Source organism: Actinomadura violacea, from assembly GCF_017573465.1.
In the GTDB taxonomy this organism is placed as follows: Bacteria; Actinomycetota; Actinomycetes; order Streptosporangiales; family Streptosporangiaceae; genus Spirillospora; species Spirillospora violacea.
The window spans coordinates 141,614-156,538 of record NZ_JAGEPF010000004.1; the positions used below are offsets into that span (position 1 = coordinate 141,614).

Here is a 14,925-nt window from a genome sequence, read left to right on the forward strand (position 1 = left end):
CTGTCTCTGTTGGGGTGTGGACATGAGCGACGCCGGTGCTCCGCTGGTGGGGCGACGGGACGCGCTCGGCGCGCTGAGCCGCGCCCTGGACGCGGCCGCCACGGGCTACGGCTTCCTCGCGCTGGTCGGCGAGCCCGGCGCCGGCAAGACCCGGCTGCTGAACGAGCTGGCCGACGGCGCGAGCGCCCGCAAGCTGCCCTACCTGGCCGGACGCGCCGCCGAGTTCGAGCAGGAGATGCCGTTCGGCGCCGTCGTCGACGCGCTCGACGACCGGCTCGAGGACGACGTCCCCGAGCTGTCCCCCGCCGCGCTGCGGCTGCTCGGCACCGTCTTCCCCGCGCTCGCCGACCGCGTCGCCGGCACCGGCGCCGGGCACGCCCCCGACGGCGCCGCCGACCCGGTCGCCCGCTACCAGCTGCACCGCAGTGTCCGGCACCTGCTGGAACGCCTCGCCGCACCGTCCGGGCTGGTGCTGATCCTCGACGACCTGCACTGGGCCGACGACGCCACCATCGAGCTGATGGACCACCTCGTCCGGCACCCGCCGCGCGCGAACGTGCTGGTCGCGGTCGCCTACCGGCCCGCGCAGGCGTCGCCGCGGCTGGCGGCGCTGGCCGACGCGGCCGGGCTCGTCGGCACCCGGGTGCCGGTGGACCCGCTGAATCGCGACGAGGTCGCGGAGTTCCTCGGCCCGGACGTCCCCCGCCCCCGCTGCGAGCAGCTCTACAAGGCCAGCGGCGGCAACCCGTTCTACCTGGAGGCGCTGGCCCGGATGGGCCGCCGCGACGACCGGCTCCTCGGCGAGGACGGGATCGAGCGGCACGACTGGGAGCGCGGCGTGGCGAACCTGACCGAGGTGCCGCCCGCCGTCCGGACCGCCCTGCAGGTCGAGCTGAGCGCGCTGCCGCCCGAGGCGCTGCTGATGGCGCGCGGCGCCGCCGTCGCCGCGGACGTGTTCGAGCCGGCGCTGGCGGCGGTCGCCGCGGAGATGGCGCAGGAGGACGCGCTCGCCGCGCTGGACGCACTGACCGCGCACGACGTCGTCCGCCCGACCGCGGGCGGCCGGTTCCGGTTCCGGCATCCGCTGGTGCGGCACGTCGCGTACGCCTCGACGGCGGCGGGCTGGCGGTTCGCGGCGCATTCGCGGGTGTCGGCGCGGCTCGCCGCGCTCGGCGCCCCGGCGGCGGTGCGCGCCCACCACGTGCTGCGCTCGGCGCGGTTCGGCGACCGCGAGGCGATCTGGACGCTCGTCGAGGCGGCCCGCGTTGTCGCGCTCCAAGCGCCCGGCACCGCCGCGTACTGGCTGGAGGCGGCGCTGCGCCTGATGCCGGACGGCACGGACCCGTCCGGCGGGTCCGCGAACGGCGCGTCCGCCAATGGCGCGTCCGCCAATGGCGCGTCCGCGAACGGCGCGGGCGGCGACGGCGCCTACCCGGACCGGATCCAGCTGCTGGTGGAGCTGGCGCACGCGCAGGCGGTCAGCGGGCACGCCGAGGAGGGCCGCGAGACGGCCCGCACCCTGCTGAGCCTGCTGCCGCCCGACGACACCGTCCGGCGGGCCCGCACGGTGCAGCTGTGCGCGGTGATGGACCGGCAGATCGGCCGCATCCACGAGGCCCGCGCCCTGGTGCTGGACGAGCTGCGCCGCATCACCGACCGGCAGACCCCCGAGGCGGTGCTGCTGCGGATCCGCCTGGTCGCCGACCGGATCCAGCGGATCGACACCCGCGGCTCCCACGCCGTCCTGGAGACCATCCCCGAGAGCGCACCGCAGTGGGGGCCGGGCCTCGTCGCGGCGGTCGCGGCGATGCGGCCGATGGTGTCCTACGGGCGCGGCGAGGTCGCGGAGGCCATCGCCTACGCCGAGGCCGCCGACCAGCGGTTCTCCGCCGCGTCCGACGGCGACTTCGCCGACTGCCTGGACTACATGGTCTGGCTGGTGTTCGCCGAGGCGTTCCTCGGACTGCACGACAGCGCGGTCCGGCACGCCACCCGGCTGGTGGCGATCACCCGCGCGACGGGGCAGACGTTCATCCTCGGCTACATGCTGGCCGGGCTGTCCCGTGTGCTGATGCTGCAGGGCCGGCTGGAGGAGGCCGCGGCCGCCGCCGACGAGGCCACCGCGGTCGGCCGCGAGCTGCGCTCCCCCGAGGTGATGGCCTACGGGCTGATCCAGCAGTGCCTGACGGCGAGCTGGACCGGCGACCACGACCGGGCGCTGCGGGCCGGCGAGGAGGCCGTCGCGCAGGACACCGGGTCGGGCGAGTGGTGGACGCACATGGCGCACGTCGCGCTCGCCACCGCGACGATCAACGCGGGCCGCACCGAGGAGGGCGCGCAGGCCCTGGTCGAGGCGTGCGGCGACGGCACGAACGGGCTGGACTTCAGCACGCTGGTGATGTGCGCCGAGCAGCTGTCCTGCGCGCGGGCCGCCGCCGGGGACGGCGCGGGCGCCGCCGGCTGGGCCGACATCGCCGAGGCCATCGCGCACCCGGCGCTGACCGGCGACGTCGGGCTGGCGCGGCTGGCCCGGGCGCACGCCGTCCGGGTGGACGACCCGGCGGGCGCCGCGCGGCTCGCGGCGGAGGGGGCGGGGATGCTGGCGGGCGCCGGGCGCCGCCCGGAGGCCGCGCGCGCCGACCTGACCGCCGGGATCGCGCACGCGGCGGCCGACGAGCGCGCCGAGGCCCGCGAGCGGCTGCGCGCCGCCGCGGAGGTCTTCGAGGAGTGCGGGATGGACGGGCTGCACGCGCAGGCCGTCCGGGAGCAGCGGCGGCTCGGCGTGCGGGTGCCGGGCGGCGGCCGCACCGCCCCCGCCAAGGGCCGCAAGGGCGCCGGCAAGGGCGACCTGCCGTTCGGGCTGTCGCCCCGCGAGCACGAGATCGCGCTGCTGGTCGCGGAGGGGTGCAGCAACCAGCAGATCGCCGAGCGGCTGTTCCTCAGCGTCCGGACGGTCGAGACGCACCTGTCCCGGGTGTTCGCCAAGATCGGCGTGCCGTCCCGGGTCGGGGTGGCGACCGCCATGAACCGGACGGGCTGAACGAGCCTCTAACTGCACGTACGTGGTCATCCGGGACACCGCGTCCCCCATCGCACGTAAGTACGGGTTCTCCACGATGCCGGGCGGACGACCGCGTTTGGCAAGGTTGGGGCGTCAGGAAGCCGGAGGGAATGCCATGGACCAGCGGATCGCGCGCTTCACGCACGCGGGCGTCGCCGACGCCGAGGTCTCCGTGCACCCCTTCGCGACCGAGGACGGCCTCGGCCTGAACCTCACCCGCTTCCGCCGCGCCGACTGCGACGACGTCGTCCTGCTGGTGCACGGGCTCACGACCTCCAGCGACATGTACATCATGCCGGAGCACGAGAACCTGGTGAACTTCCTGCACGACTCGGGGTTCGGGGACGTGTGGGCGCTGGACTTCCGGATGAGCGGCCGGTTCCCCTACGACGCCGAGACGCACCGCTTCACCCTCGACGACGTCGCGCAGTACGACCACCCGGCCGCGCTCGCCGAGCTGCGCCGGCACATCGGGGACCGCCGGGTGCACGTGATCACGCACTGCCTCGGATCGGTGTCGTTCGCGATGGCGGTGTTCGCCGGAACCGTCACCGGCATCACCAGCCTGACCTGCAACAGCGTCGCGCTGACGCCGCGGACGTCGCGCTGGTCGAGGATCAAGCTCGGGTACGGGCCGGCGGCGCTGGAGTACGTGCTCGGCCCCTCGCACCTCGACCCGCGGTACGGCACCGCACCCGTGCTGACCCGCGGCTGGATGATCGCCAAGGCGGTCGGGCCGTTCCACCCGGGCTGCGACGAGCCCGCCTGCCACATGCTCAGCTTCATGTGGGGCGGCGGCAAGCCGATCTTCACGCACGCGAAGATGTCGCCGGTCACGCACGGCCGGCTGCCGGACCTGTTCGGCTCCGTCGGCGTGCACTACTACCGGCACGTCCACAAGATGGTGAAGGCCGGCCGCGCGGTGAAGTACGACCCGCGCGACCCCCGCCACGCCGCCCTGCCCGCCGACTACCTCGAGGGCGCCGCCGACGTCACGACCCCGATCCTGTTCCTCACCGGAGACCGCAACCACGTGTTCACCGACTCCAACATCGTCTGCCATCGCATGCTCGAGGCGGTCACGCCCGGCCTGCACGAGCTGGAGATCCTCCCCGGCTACGGGCACCAGGACCCGTTCATGGGCGCCGCGTCCGCCGCCGAGGTGTTCCCGCAGGTGCTGGACTTCCTCAAGCGGAAGGCGGGCTGACATGGGCGCCCCCCGCGGAAGCGCCGAGCACGCCGACACCGTCGTCGTCGGCTCCGGGTTCGGCGGTTCGGTGACCGCGTACCGGCTGGCGGAGGCCGGCCGGCAGGTGGTGCTGCTGGAGCGCGGGCAGCCGTACCCGCCGGGCGGCTTCCCCCGCTCCCCCGCGCAGATGGGCCGCGCGTTCTGGGACCCGGCGGCCGGGCTGTACGGGATGTTCGACGTGTGGAGCTTCCAGGGCTGCGACTCCGTCGTGTCGTCCGGCCTCGGCGGCGGCTCGCTGATCTACGCGAACGTGCTGCTGCGCAAGGACGAGCACTGGTTCGTGCACGACGAGCCGATGCGCGGCGGCGGGTACGAGTCCTGGCCGATCTCCCGCGCCGACCTCGACCCGCACTACGACGCGGTCGAGAAGATGCTCGGCGCGACGCCGTACCCGCTGGACCGGGCGCCGTTCGACGACACCCCGAAGACGCACGCGATGCAGGACGCGGCCGCCGAGCTGGGCCTGGACATCACGCTGCCGCCGCTGGCGGTGAGCTTCGCCGACCGCCCCGGCGGCACCCCCGGGGTCGGCCTGCCGATCGCCGACCCCGCCTACGGCAACCTGCACGGCGTCGGGCGGCGGACGTGCCGGCTGTGCGGCGAGTGCGACATCGGCTGCAACGAGGGCGCCAAGAACAGCCTCGACCACACCTACCTGTCCGCGGCGGCGCACCACGGCGCCGACATCCGCACCTCGCACGAGGTGAAGGCGATCCGGCCGCGGCCGGGCGGCGGGTACGAGGTCGACTACGTCCACCACGCCGACCTCGCCGCCAAGGAGAAGCGGCCGGAGGTCTTCACGATCTCCTGCGACCGGCTGATCCTCGGCGCCGGCACCTACGGGACGACGTTCCTGCTGCTGAAGTCGCGGGAGGCGTTCCCGGGGCTCAGCGAGGCGCTCGGCAGCCGGTTCAGCGGCAACGGCGACCTGCTGACGTTCCTGCTGAACGCCAAGGACCGCAACCGGGTCCGCCCGCTGGACGCCGCACGCGGCCCGGTGATCACCACCGCGATCCGGTTGCCCGACGAGGTCGACGGGGTGCCCGGCGCGGGCCGCGGCGCCTACATCGAGGACGGCGGCTACCCCGGCTTCACCGACTGGATCGTGCAGGGCTTCGACACCGGCCACGAGATCGAGCGGGCCGTGAAGTTCCTGTGGGGGCGGTTCACCGAGTTCTACAAGGACGCGCCGGACACCAACCTGTCCAAAGAGATCTCCGACCTGATCGGGGACGGGGCGCTGACGGTCAGTTCGCTGCCGCTGCTCGGCATGGGCCGCGACACCGCGGACGGGCGGCTGCACCTCAAGGACGGCCGGCTCGCCGCGGACTGGACGACTGAGACCAGCGAGGCGCTGTTCACCCGCGTCCGCAAGACCATGCAGGGCATCGCGGACGTGCTCGGCGCGCACTACGCCGACAACCCGATGTGGTTCCGCAAGCGGATCGTCACGGTGCATCCGCTGGGCGGCGCCCCGATGGGGGCGCATCCGGGCGAGGGCGTCTGCGACGCCTTCGGCGAGGTGTTCGGGTTCCCGGGCCTGTACATCGCCGACGGGGCGGCGATGCCGGGCCCGGTGGGCCCGAATCCCTCGCTCACGATCGCGGCGCAGGCCGACCGGCTCGCGACGCGGCTGCTGGAGGACCTGCCCGCCCGCGGGGGTGCGGGCGGGGCAGGGACTCCGGTGGCGGCAGGCACGGGGGCGGAGTATTCGGGGGCGCAGGGTGCGGGGACCGTCCCGTCCGACACGGGGGCCGAGCCGGCCGGGGGTGCCGGCTCGCCGGACGGGGCGGGGCGCGACTCGGCGTACGGCCAGGGCTCGGGGAGCCGCGGGGGTCCGGGGGGACCGTCCGCCGCGGCGCCCGGCCGTACGTCGCTGTCGTTCACCGAGGAGATGAAGGGGTTCATCACCTTCGGGGAGCGCGACCCGCGGGCCGGGGAGCTGGCCGGCGGGCGGATCCCGCTGGCGTTCCGGCTGACGATCACCGCGCACGACGTGGACCGGTTCCTGCGCGAGCCGGGCCACACCGCGACGGCCGAGGGGTGGGTCGACGCGGCGGGGCACGGGGGGCGCCGCGAGGTGGAGCGGGGGTGGTTCGACCTGTTCGTCCCGGACGGCGGGGAGGACCGCCGGCTGATGAAGTACCGGCTGTACTTCACCGACGGGGCGGGCCGGCCGCTCACCCTCGCGGGGCGCAAGAACGTCCTGCACGGTCCGCCGACGCGGATCTGGCCGGACACCTCCACGCTGTACGTGCGGCTGCTGGAGGGGCACGTCCCGGAGGAGGCGGAGGACGGGGCGCCGGTCGCGGGGGCGGGCGTCCTGCACATCCAGCTGACCGACTTCGCGCGGCAGCTGGCGACGTTCCGCACGTCCGGCCCGGACGGCCTGGAATCGCTGCTGCGGTTCGGCCGGTTCTTCGCCGGGGAGCTGTGGGAGGTGTACGGCCCGGACCACGCGGGCTGATCGAGGGGGGCTCGATCGTGCAGGCCGAGGGAACTGCGGGGTGCTCTCGGCCTGCACCTTTTTCTTGGTGGACCGTTTTGGCGGCGGACCGCCCGGCGGCAAAGGGCGGCTAGAGGTCGCCGGCGCGGCGGGCGGGGCAGTCGGGCGGGCAGTGCTCGGCGTGCGCGGGCAGCCAGCGGCTGAAGGCGTCGATCATCGCCTTCAGGCCGAGGCGCAGCACCGCGCCGGTGCCGGGGACCAGCGGCTCGAACTCGGCGTGCCAGCGGATGAAGGTGCCGGTGCCGCGCTGGTCGAGGTACACGTCGCAGCGGTAGTGGCGGACGGGCAGGCCCTTGAGCGCGATGTAGCCGAAGTGGGTGTCGGGCTCGTAGGCGACGGTCTGCTCGGCAGCGGGCCAGATCGTCTTGACGGCGCCGACGCCGTAGGTGGTGGTGTCGCCCTTGCGGGTCTGCTTGGCGGGGGTGGGGAACCTGCCCCACGCGCCCCACGCCTCGGGCACGGCGAGGTGCCGGAAGATCTCGCCGGGCGTGGCGGTGGTGGCGGCGGTCGCCTCGATCTCGTAGGGCATGGTGGGCCTCTCCCCGTCGTGACTACCGAACGGTAGCCAGCCGGGTACCGGCGCACAAGCCCTTCACGGCGCGTCACGGCGGCCCTTCACGGCACGTCAGGGCGCGGCGAGCCGGCTCCCGTAGACGGCGCGGGCGCGGTCGAGGAGGTCGAGGTGGGCGGCGAGCTGCCCGGGCCCGTCGAGGCGGGCGGCGCCGCGGATCATCTCCTCCAGGCCGTCGAGGTAGTCCAGGCACCAGCGCAGGTCGTCGGCGCGGGCCACGTGCCGGCCGTCCAGGTGCAGGTGGACGGGGCTGGTGTGGGCGTACGCGCCGCCGCGGCTCATCGACCGCGGGTGCGGCGGCCCCGACGCGACGGCGACGACGTAGGTGGGGTGCTCGGCGGTGAACTCGGCGGTGACCTCGCCGGGCGGGCCTTCGGCGATGACGCCGTCGGCGGTCCGCAGCTGGACGCCCGCCACCTCGGGGCCGACGGTCCGGGCCGTCACGGTGACGCGGTCGCCGGCCGCGAGGTCGAGGACGGCGCCGGGGCCGTGCCCGTTCACCTCCAGCTCCAGCCAGGGGCCGGTGGTGGCGAAGGTGCGGCCGCCCCGGACGGCGTCGGCGAACGACGCCGCGGTGAGGGGGCCGTCGACGCGGGCGTAGACGCGTCCCCAGCCGGGCGGGCTGGACTGGTTGCCGCGCCGCTGGAAGGACAGCATCGCGTCCGTCCCGGCGGTGGCGGCGAGCCGGTTGCCGGCGCCGAGAAGCCGCCGGTACATGACGGCGGTGGCCTGGATCGAGGAGTGGTTGACGACGTCGAGGGAGTCCAGGAGGCCGAGCGCGGCGTCGGCGACGATCTCGCGGGCCGAGCAGTTGCGGCCGGAGGTCAGCAGCGCGGCGGGCGGGTCGGCGTCGTCCGCGGGGAGGTGGAACGGGTGGCTGTAGCCCATGAGCGCGCCGCGTTCGCGCAGCTCGCGGTAGCCGTCGCCGTTCGGCGGCCAGTCGGGGGCGCCGAGGAACCCGGTGTGGTAGCGGCCTGGCGGCGCGTCCACGCCGAACGCGTACAGGTGGCCGAGCAGGTCGTTGCGGTATTCGACGCCGAGCCGCGCGAGGTGGGTGGCGTCGGACCAGGGAAGGTCGTCGCCGGCCCAGTGCTCCAGGGCCTCCCGGTCGTAGACGCGGTCGCCCGCGACGTTCCCGGCGACGAGGTTGAGGACGTGCAGGTCCTCGCCCTGCTGCACGGCGGCGGCATGTGCGGGCGTACCGACGGTGTCGCCGGTCCAGTTCATGTGGACGTGCATGTCGCCGCCGTACCAGCCCTTGGCGGCCGCGTCGTAGAGCCGCTGCGGGGCGAGCTCGACGACGGTCTCCTCCCCGGCCGCCGGGATGACGGCCTTCTCGGCGGTGTCGTGCTCCATGCCACGGGTGACGCGGACGGTGAGCGGCTCGGCGGGGACGTCGAGGACGACGTCGTCGCCGTGGAAGTAGGGCGTGCGGTGCGCGTCGATCCGCTCCGGCGCACCGCTGGGGTACCAGCCCTGGCCGTCGGCGCCGACGACCGTCCAGCGGCAGGGGAACCCGGCGCGCAGCCGCAGCCGCCCGGTCGGGACGCGCCGGACCAGCGCGTCGAGCGCGACCGGCGTGCCGTCGGCGGTGACGCGGCTGCCGGAGGTGAGGGGGACGAGCCGGACGCCGCCGGGCGGGATCGCGTGGTCGGCGCCGTCCACGCGGACGGTGGCGGGCGACGTGCGGGAGGAGTCGATGAGGAGCGTGGTGCGCAGTTCCCGCCCGTCGGGCAGGGTGCGCGGGACGGTCTCCAGGGACGCACCGTCCGGGGTGAGGCGCAGCGCGGCGAGGTTGTCCAGGACGCGTCCGGCGAGGGCGTCGCGGACGACCTCGGCGGCGACGAGTTCGGGGACGCGCGCGTCGATCTCCTCCGGCGTCGCGTCCGGGTGGCGTGCGAGGAGCTGCTGGAGGCCGGTGATCCAGAAGTCGGTCTCGTCCAGCAGGAAGGCGCTCGTCTCGATCTGCCGGACGAAGCCGTTGGCGGGCTCTCCCCAGGTCGGTCCGTGCTCGCGCAGCAGTTCCCGGTACTCCTCCAGGGCCCTCGCGACCGCGGCCGGTACCGCCGGATCGGCGTCGCACATCGTCGTCTCCCGGTGGTGGGGGGACCGTCAGCGTTGCACGGAACCGGTACGTCGCCTAGGGCCGCTTCCGGCCCCGGGTGCGCCTTCCACGCCGCGGGTGGGCGAATGCACCACCGCGTATATGGATCATGCTCCGCGGGGGTTATGTCGTCTGCGCGCGCGCACGGAACGCTGCGGTCTTGACGCGGTTCTGGCAGGCGGTCGAGCAGAACCGGCGCTTGCCGTTGCGGGAGGTGTCGACGTAGACGCGGTCGCAGTGCGGCGCGGTGCACACGCCGAGGCGGTCGTAGAGCTCGCCGCCGAGGACGACGGCGAGGCCGGTCGCGCAGGACGCGCCCCAGTCGGCGGTGATGGTGTCGCCGACGCCGTGGAAGTGCACGTGCCAGGGCTCCCCGTCGTGGCGTTCGAGGCGGGGCCTGGCCTGGGTCTCCTCCAGCAGGCGGTTGACCCGCTCGGCGGCGGCGTCGAGGTCGCCGGCGGTGACGGCCTCGAAGACGGCGCGCAGCTCGCGGGCGACGGCGGCCAGCTCGGCGGCCTGGGCGGCGGTGAGCCGGCGCGGCCAGCCGGCCCGCTCGAGGAACGCCTCGCCCGCGGCGACGGCGTCGGGCACGGTGTGCGGGCGGCCGCGGCTCTCCCCTTCGGTGAGCGCGTTGACCAGCGCGACGGTGTCCGCCACCACGCCATCGGTGTGACTGTTGAAGTTCACTTGACCAGTTACGCCTTTCCGGTTTAGCGTGTAACCGTTCAAAGGCTACATGACAGTCACAGGAGGGGCCATGACGCTGCTCGACCAGGAGACCGCCGGCACCTGGATCGCGCGCTGGGACGCCCAGCAGGAGGGCTACGTGCCCGACCGCGAGGAGCGCTTCACCGCGATGATCGACGCGGTCGAGGCCGCCGCCGGCCGCCCCGACCCGCTCGTGCTGGACCTCGGCTGCGGGCCCGGCTCGCTGGCCGGCCGGATCCTGGACCGGATCCCCGGCGCCACCGTCGTCGCCATCGACACCGACCCGCTCCTGCTCTCGCTCGGCCGCGCCGTGCACGCCGGCCGGGACGGCATCGCCTTCACCGCGCTCGACCTGCGCGAACCCGGCTGGGCCGCGCGGCTGCGGCTGCCCCGGCAGGCCGACGTCGCCGTCTCCACCACCGCGCTGCACTGGATCTCCCCCGCCGGCCTGCGCGTCGTCTACGCCGAGCTGGCGACGCTGCTGCGGCCCGGCGGACTGTTCCTCAACGGCGACAACCTGCACGTCGACGACGTCACGCCCGGTCTTGCCGGGCTGGACGACGCGCTGGGCGAGCGGCGGCGGGCGCGCCACGCCGCCGCCGGCGCCCGCCCGGAGAACTGGGAGCAGTGGTGGGAGGCGATCGGCGCCGACCCCGCGTTCGCCGAGCTGCGCGGCGCGAGCACCGAGGAGGTGACCGGCCACCACGGCTCGCCGTCGCGGCTGCTGTCCGCGCACGCCGAGGCGCTGCGCGCGGCCGGCTTCGCCGAGGTCGGCACCCTGTGGCAGCACGGCGACAACCGCCTGCTCGCCGCCCTGCTCGCCGGCTGACCGGCGCCCCGTGCCCGCGCCCCGGTCCGGGGCGCGGGCACGCCGCTTGGCCTGGACGGACCGGCAGGCCGTACGCTCATGATCGTTCGCGTCCGCCGGACGGCGGCGGCGCCCGGCGACGGTGAGGATCGACGATGAGCACAGCGGGACAGGACGCCCCGGTCACCCTGGTCACCGGCGGCGGCAGCGGGATCGGCGCGGCCACCGTCCGGCTGCTGCTCGGCCGCGGCCACCGCGTCGCGATCACCGGTCGCGGCGAGGACCGGCTGAAGGCGTTCGCCGCCGAGGCCGGCGCCGGGGACGCGCTGCTGCTCTTCCCGGGCGACGCGTCCGACCCCGCGGCGGTCGGCGCCGCGGTGGACGGGACGGTCGGGCGGTTCGGGCGGCTGGACCACGTCGTCGCCAACGCCGGGTTCTCCACGCACGACGACCTGGCGAACGGCGACCCGGAGCAGTGGCGGGAGATGCTGCTGACCAACGTGCTCGGCCCGGCCGTGCTGATCAGGGCGGCGCTGCCCGCGCTGCGCGCCGCCGGCGGCCGGATCGTGCTGGTCGGCAGCACCGCGGGCGTGAAGAACACGCCCGGCAACTTCTACTCGGTCACCAAGTTCGCCGTGTCGGCGCTGGCGGAGAACGCGCGGGTGCTGGTCACCGGCTCGGGCGTCGGCGTCACGCTCGTCTCCCCCGGACGGGTCGAGTCGCCGTTCTGGGACTCCCGGGGCAGCGGCGGCGCGCCGGACGGGCCGATCATGACGTCGGAGAACGTCGCGGAGTCGATCGTGTGGGCGCTGGCGCAGCCGGCGGGCGTCGAGGTCAACTCCGTGGTGCTGCGGCCGTCCGGTCAGGTGCACTGACGGCGCGGGGCCGGGCGGCCGTCGCCGGCCCGGCCCCGCCGCCGGGAACGCCGGTCAGGAGCGGGCCATCCCGTACAGGTACTCGACGTGCAGTTTCAGGACCAGCCGCCCGTCCTGCACCATCACCCGCCGGTACTCGTCCCAGTCGGGGTGCTCGCCGCGGATGTCGCGGTACACCTCGACCAGCTCGTCCACGGCCGCGTCGTGCGGGTCGGCGGCGACCGCCGTCAGCTCCGCGGTCCCCTCGGCGACCGCGTAGGACCAGCCGTCCGGCGCGCTGACGTGCAGGCTCGCGCGCGGGTCGCGGCGCAGGTTGCGGGCCTTGGCCCGGTCGGCGGTGATCGAGACGCGGATCAGCCGGGACCCCGCGTCGAAGTGGTAGTTGACGTTGGACAGCTGGGGCCGCCCGTCCCGCTTGAGCGTGGCCAGCACGCCGAGGTCGCGCTCCTGCAGCAGCTTCACCAGCGCCGCGTCGTCCGCCATCGTCCGCCTCCCGGGTCGTGATCGTTTCCAGGGTACGACCGCGCCCGGTCCCGATCACTTCCCGGGGAGACGGTCCCGGACACCACCGGTCAGCGCGCCGCCAGCGCCGGGAAGTCGAACACGCGGGCGTCGCCGCCCGGCCCCCCGCCCGGCCCGCCGGCCCCGCCGGTCCCGCCGCTCTCGCCGCCGGGGCCGCCCGCCGGGGCGAGCGCCGCCCGGTCGGTGAGGATGTGGCCGCGGAACACCGCGCCCTTGGCGGTGACCTTCACGGCCTGGAACGCCTCCGGGCGCAGCGCGCAGAACCCGGTGCGGACGACGTCGTCGAACAGCGAGTCCGAGACCACGTAGGCCAGGTCGCGCTCGGGGTCGCTGGCCAGCAGGCGGCGCAGCGGCCCCGCGTCCAGCAGCCGCTGGACGACGATGGGCGCGTCGCCCGCGGGCCCGAACGGCCCGGCGGTCAGCGTGCCGTGGTGCAGCGACAGCCGCACCCGTAGCCGGAACCGGGCGCCCGCCTCGAGCGCGGCCCGGTTGGTCTCGCGCAGCGCGCCCGCGAGCCCGATGACGAAGTCGCCCGCCACCGGCGCGGGGTCGATCCCGTCCGGCAGCGTGGCCAGCTCGCCGTCGCCGCCGACCTGCTTGCCCCAGCGGGCCCGGTCGAGGCCGACGCCGCGCGCGGCGCGGTCCAGCGCGTCCGACAGCTGGCGCTGCGCGAGCAGCTGCTCGCTGGTGTCGCGCTTGCTGTACCCCTGGATGTCCACCGCCATCAGCAGGCGGTAGTGCAGCGGGTGCCGTTCGTTCCCTTCCACTCCGAATCCGCCCCTCGTCCTCCGAGCAAACAAAGGGCCGGTTGCCCCGCATTCGCTCCACTGTGGAGTGAGTGTTGCCTGATGGAGGATCGCCGCGGTCGTCCGGTGTCAAAGGGGGGTCGTGCGTCGTCTCCTCCGCTCTCGTGTGACGTCTCTTCGCGGCCACTTGGACGGGACGGCGGCGCCCTCGGCGCCCTCAAGTAAGTAATACCTAGCGAACCAGGTAGGGCGCTACCGGAATAACCGCCGCGAAAGCGGCGCGTGCCCGGCGGGCCCGATGCCGTTTCCGGTCCCGCTTGAACCGGCCGTCGCCCCCGTCGCGTACTGCCTCCCGACGCGACACCCGGCGCACCCGCGCACCGTCCCGTGCGCCGCGTCCCCGCCCCCGCACCCGCCGGAGAGCACGATGGCCAACAGATCGTCCACCGCAGCGCCGTCCCGCGCCCGCCCGCCCGCCGCGGCCGGCCCGTGGAGCTGGTTCCGCGGCCCGCGGCCCGCCGGCGCGGTCGACGACCAGGTGATCGTGACCGAGCTGTACCGGGTGTACGGCCGGCCGCTGCTGTCGTTCGTGCTGCGGCTCACCGGCGGCGACCGGCACTGGGCCGAGGACGTGGTGCAGGAGACGATGATCCGCGCCTGGCGCAGCGCGCACCAGCTCGATGAGAACGCCGCGTCGCTGCTGCCGTGGCTGGCGACCGTCGCGCGCCGGATCGTGATCGACGACCAGCGCCGCAAGAACGCCCGCCCGCAGGAGGCGGGCGAGGGGCCGCTGGAGAACATGCGCGTCCCCGACGGGCTGGAGGATCTGCTGCGCTCGGTCGTCGTCTCCGAGGCGCTGCTCGCGCTGTCGCCCGCGCACCGCGAGGTCCTCAACGAGACCTTCTTCCGGGACCGGTCGGTGAACGAGGCCGCCCGGCGCCTCGGCATCCCGGTCGGGACCGTGAAGTCGCGCGTCTACTACGCGCTGCGGGCGCTGCGGGTCGCCCTGGAGGAGAGGGGCGTGACGCCATGACCGCGCCCGCCGCGCACGTCGACGTCGGCGCCTACGCCCTCGGCCTGCTGGAGGAGCCGGACCGGCGCGCGTTCGAGGCGCACCTGTCGGCCTGCCTGCCCTGCCACGAGGAACTGGCGGCGCTCAGCGGCGTCGCCGCGACGCTGGACGGCATCGGCCCGATCGCCGAGGCGCCCGGCGGCCTGCCCGAGCCGGCGCCGGTCCCCGAGCTGCTGCACCGGCGCATCCGGCGCGAGCGCCGCGGCCGCGCGGCGCGGGCGCTGGCGGGCGCCGCCGCGGGGCTCGTCCTGCTGGCCGGGGCGCTCGGCGGCGGGTACGCCGTCGGCGCCGACAAGCCCCCCGCCCGCGCCGCGGCGGGCGGCGGCGACGGGACGGCGGCGCTGCTGCGCGACGGGCGCCGGGTGAGCGCGTCGGACGCGGGGACGGGCGCGTCCGGGACCGTCGCGATGCAGGGCACCCCCTGGGGCAGCCGGGTCGCGCTGCAGCTCGGCAAGGTCCGCGGGCCGCTGGAATGCGAGCTGGTCGCGGTGGACGGCGCGGGCCGCGCGCACACCGTCGCGGGCTGGTCCGTGCCCGCCAAGGGGTACGGGCTGCCGGGGTCGCCGCAGCCGCGGCTGACCGTGCAGGGCGGCGCCGCGGTCAAGCCCGCCGACATCAGCCGGTTCGAGGTCCGCACGCTCGGCCCCCGAGGGCGGACGCTGCTCACCGTCCCCGCCTGACCGGGAGGTCAGGGCGTGACGGG

Annotated in this window: 12 protein-coding genes; 7 read left to right on the forward strand and 5 right to left on the reverse strand. The window is 75.3% G+C overall.

The window, feature by feature from the left end; translation table 11 throughout:
• Positions 1-22: 22 nt before the first annotated feature.
• From J4709_RS06565 to J4709_RS06575, 3 genes are all read left to right on the forward strand, one after another.
• On the forward strand, positions 23-3,040 hold the full coding sequence (locus J4709_RS06565; RefSeq protein WP_232383076.1) for a helix-turn-helix transcriptional regulator: 3,018 nt from the start codon (positions 23-25) through the stop codon (positions 3,038-3,040).
• Between the two features lie 136 nt (positions 3,041-3,176).
• Positions 3,177-4,268 (forward strand): alpha/beta hydrolase, encoded by a 1,092-nt coding sequence (locus J4709_RS06570; RefSeq protein WP_208238056.1) that lies wholly within the window; start codon positions 3,177-3,179, stop codon positions 4,266-4,268.
• Position 4,269: 1 nt separating this feature from the next.
• Positions 4,270-6,777 carry a GMC oxidoreductase gene (locus J4709_RS06575; RefSeq protein ID WP_208238058.1) on the forward strand — a complete coding sequence of 836 codons (2,508 nt, stop codon included), beginning with the start codon at positions 4,270-4,272 and terminating at the stop codon, positions 6,775-6,777.
• A gap of 109 nt (positions 6,778-6,886) precedes the next feature.
• Here the strand turns inward: J4709_RS06575 and J4709_RS06580 are convergent, their stop codons facing one another.
• From J4709_RS06580 to J4709_RS06590, 3 genes are all read right to left on the reverse strand, one after another.
• Entirely contained in the window at positions 6,887-7,345 is a 459-nt protein-coding gene (locus tag J4709_RS06580) for an SRPBCC family protein (RefSeq protein WP_208238060.1), read from the reverse strand.
• A gap of 96 nt (positions 7,346-7,441) precedes the next feature.
• Positions 7,442-9,472, reverse strand: coding sequence for a CehA/McbA family metallohydrolase (locus tag J4709_RS06585; protein ID WP_208238062.1), 2,031 nt, complete (start codon positions 9,470-9,472; stop codon positions 7,442-7,444).
• Between the two features lie 142 nt (positions 9,473-9,614).
• On the reverse strand, positions 9,615-10,178 hold the full coding sequence (locus J4709_RS06590) for a CGNR zinc finger domain-containing protein (protein ID WP_208238064.1): 564 nt from the start codon (positions 10,176-10,178) through the stop codon (positions 9,615-9,617).
• Between the two features lie 70 nt (positions 10,179-10,248).
• Between J4709_RS06590 and J4709_RS06595 the strand changes: the two genes are divergently transcribed.
• Together J4709_RS06595 and J4709_RS06600 are read left to right on the forward strand one after the other, a co-directional pair.
• A complete protein-coding gene (locus J4709_RS06595) occupies positions 10,249-11,028 on the forward strand; it encodes a class I SAM-dependent methyltransferase (protein WP_208238066.1) in 780 nt (259 codons plus the stop codon).
• A gap of 134 nt (positions 11,029-11,162) precedes the next feature.
• Positions 11,163-11,882: an SDR family oxidoreductase gene (locus tag J4709_RS06600; RefSeq protein WP_208238069.1), complete on the forward strand. Its 720-nt coding sequence runs from the start codon at positions 11,163-11,165 to the stop codon at positions 11,880-11,882.
• 54 nt (positions 11,883-11,936) lie between these two features.
• Here the strand turns inward: J4709_RS06600 and J4709_RS06605 are convergent, their stop codons facing one another.
• A complete protein-coding gene (locus tag J4709_RS06605; protein ID WP_208238071.1) occupies positions 11,937-12,365 on the reverse strand; it encodes a PPOX class F420-dependent oxidoreductase in 429 nt (142 codons plus the stop codon).
• An 89-nt stretch (positions 12,366-12,454) separates the two neighbouring features.
• Positions 12,455-13,171, reverse strand: a complete 717-nt coding sequence (locus J4709_RS06610) for a hypothetical protein (protein ID WP_208238073.1) — start codon at positions 13,169-13,171, stop codon at positions 12,455-12,457.
• A 406-nt stretch (positions 13,172-13,577) separates the two neighbouring features.
• Between J4709_RS06610 and J4709_RS06615 the strand changes: the two genes are divergently transcribed.
• Together J4709_RS06615 and J4709_RS06620 are read left to right on the forward strand one after the other, a co-directional pair.
• The gene (locus J4709_RS06615; protein WP_232383077.1) at positions 13,578-14,183 is read left to right on the forward strand and encodes a sigma-70 family RNA polymerase sigma factor; all 606 of its coding nucleotides are present in this window, start codon (positions 13,578-13,580) and stop codon (positions 14,181-14,183) included.
• Positions 14,180-14,902: an anti-sigma factor family protein gene (locus J4709_RS06620; RefSeq protein WP_208238075.1), complete on the forward strand. Its 723-nt coding sequence runs from the start codon at positions 14,180-14,182 to the stop codon at positions 14,900-14,902. Before J4709_RS06615 ends, J4709_RS06620 begins: the two co-directional genes overlap by 4 nt.
• Positions 14,903-14,925 lie beyond the last annotated feature (23 nt).

What these genes read in the sequence shown, in the direction of transcription:
- J4709_RS06565 (WP_232383076.1), top strand. Translation starts at nt 23, where the DNA reads ATGAGCGACGCCGGTGCTCCGCTGGTGGGGCGACGGGACGCGCTCGGC.
- J4709_RS06585 (WP_208238062.1), bottom strand. Translation starts at nt 9,472, where the DNA reads ATGTGCGACGCCGATCCGGCGGTACCGGCCGCGGTCGCGAGGGCCCTG.
- J4709_RS06600 (WP_208238069.1), top strand. Translation starts at nt 11,163, where the DNA reads ATGAGCACAGCGGGACAGGACGCCCCGGTCACCCTGGTCACCGGCGGC.
- J4709_RS06580 (WP_208238060.1), bottom strand. Translation starts at nt 7,345, where the DNA reads ATGCCCTACGAGATCGAGGCGACCGCCGCCACCACCGCCACGCCCGGC.
- J4709_RS06620 (WP_208238075.1), top strand. Translation starts at nt 14,180, where the DNA reads ATGACCGCGCCCGCCGCGCACGTCGACGTCGGCGCCTACGCCCTCGGC.
- J4709_RS06570 (WP_208238056.1), top strand. Translation starts at nt 3,177, where the DNA reads ATGGACCAGCGGATCGCGCGCTTCACGCACGCGGGCGTCGCCGACGCC.
- J4709_RS06595 (WP_208238066.1), top strand. Translation starts at nt 10,249, where the DNA reads ATGACGCTGCTCGACCAGGAGACCGCCGGCACCTGGATCGCGCGCTGG.
- J4709_RS06575 (WP_208238058.1), top strand. Translation starts at nt 4,270, where the DNA reads ATGGGCGCCCCCCGCGGAAGCGCCGAGCACGCCGACACCGTCGTCGTC.
- J4709_RS06615 (WP_232383077.1), top strand. Translation starts at nt 13,578, where the DNA reads ATGGCCAACAGATCGTCCACCGCAGCGCCGTCCCGCGCCCGCCCGCCC.
- J4709_RS06605 (WP_208238071.1), bottom strand. Translation starts at nt 12,365, where the DNA reads ATGGCGGACGACGCGGCGCTGGTGAAGCTGCTGCAGGAGCGCGACCTC.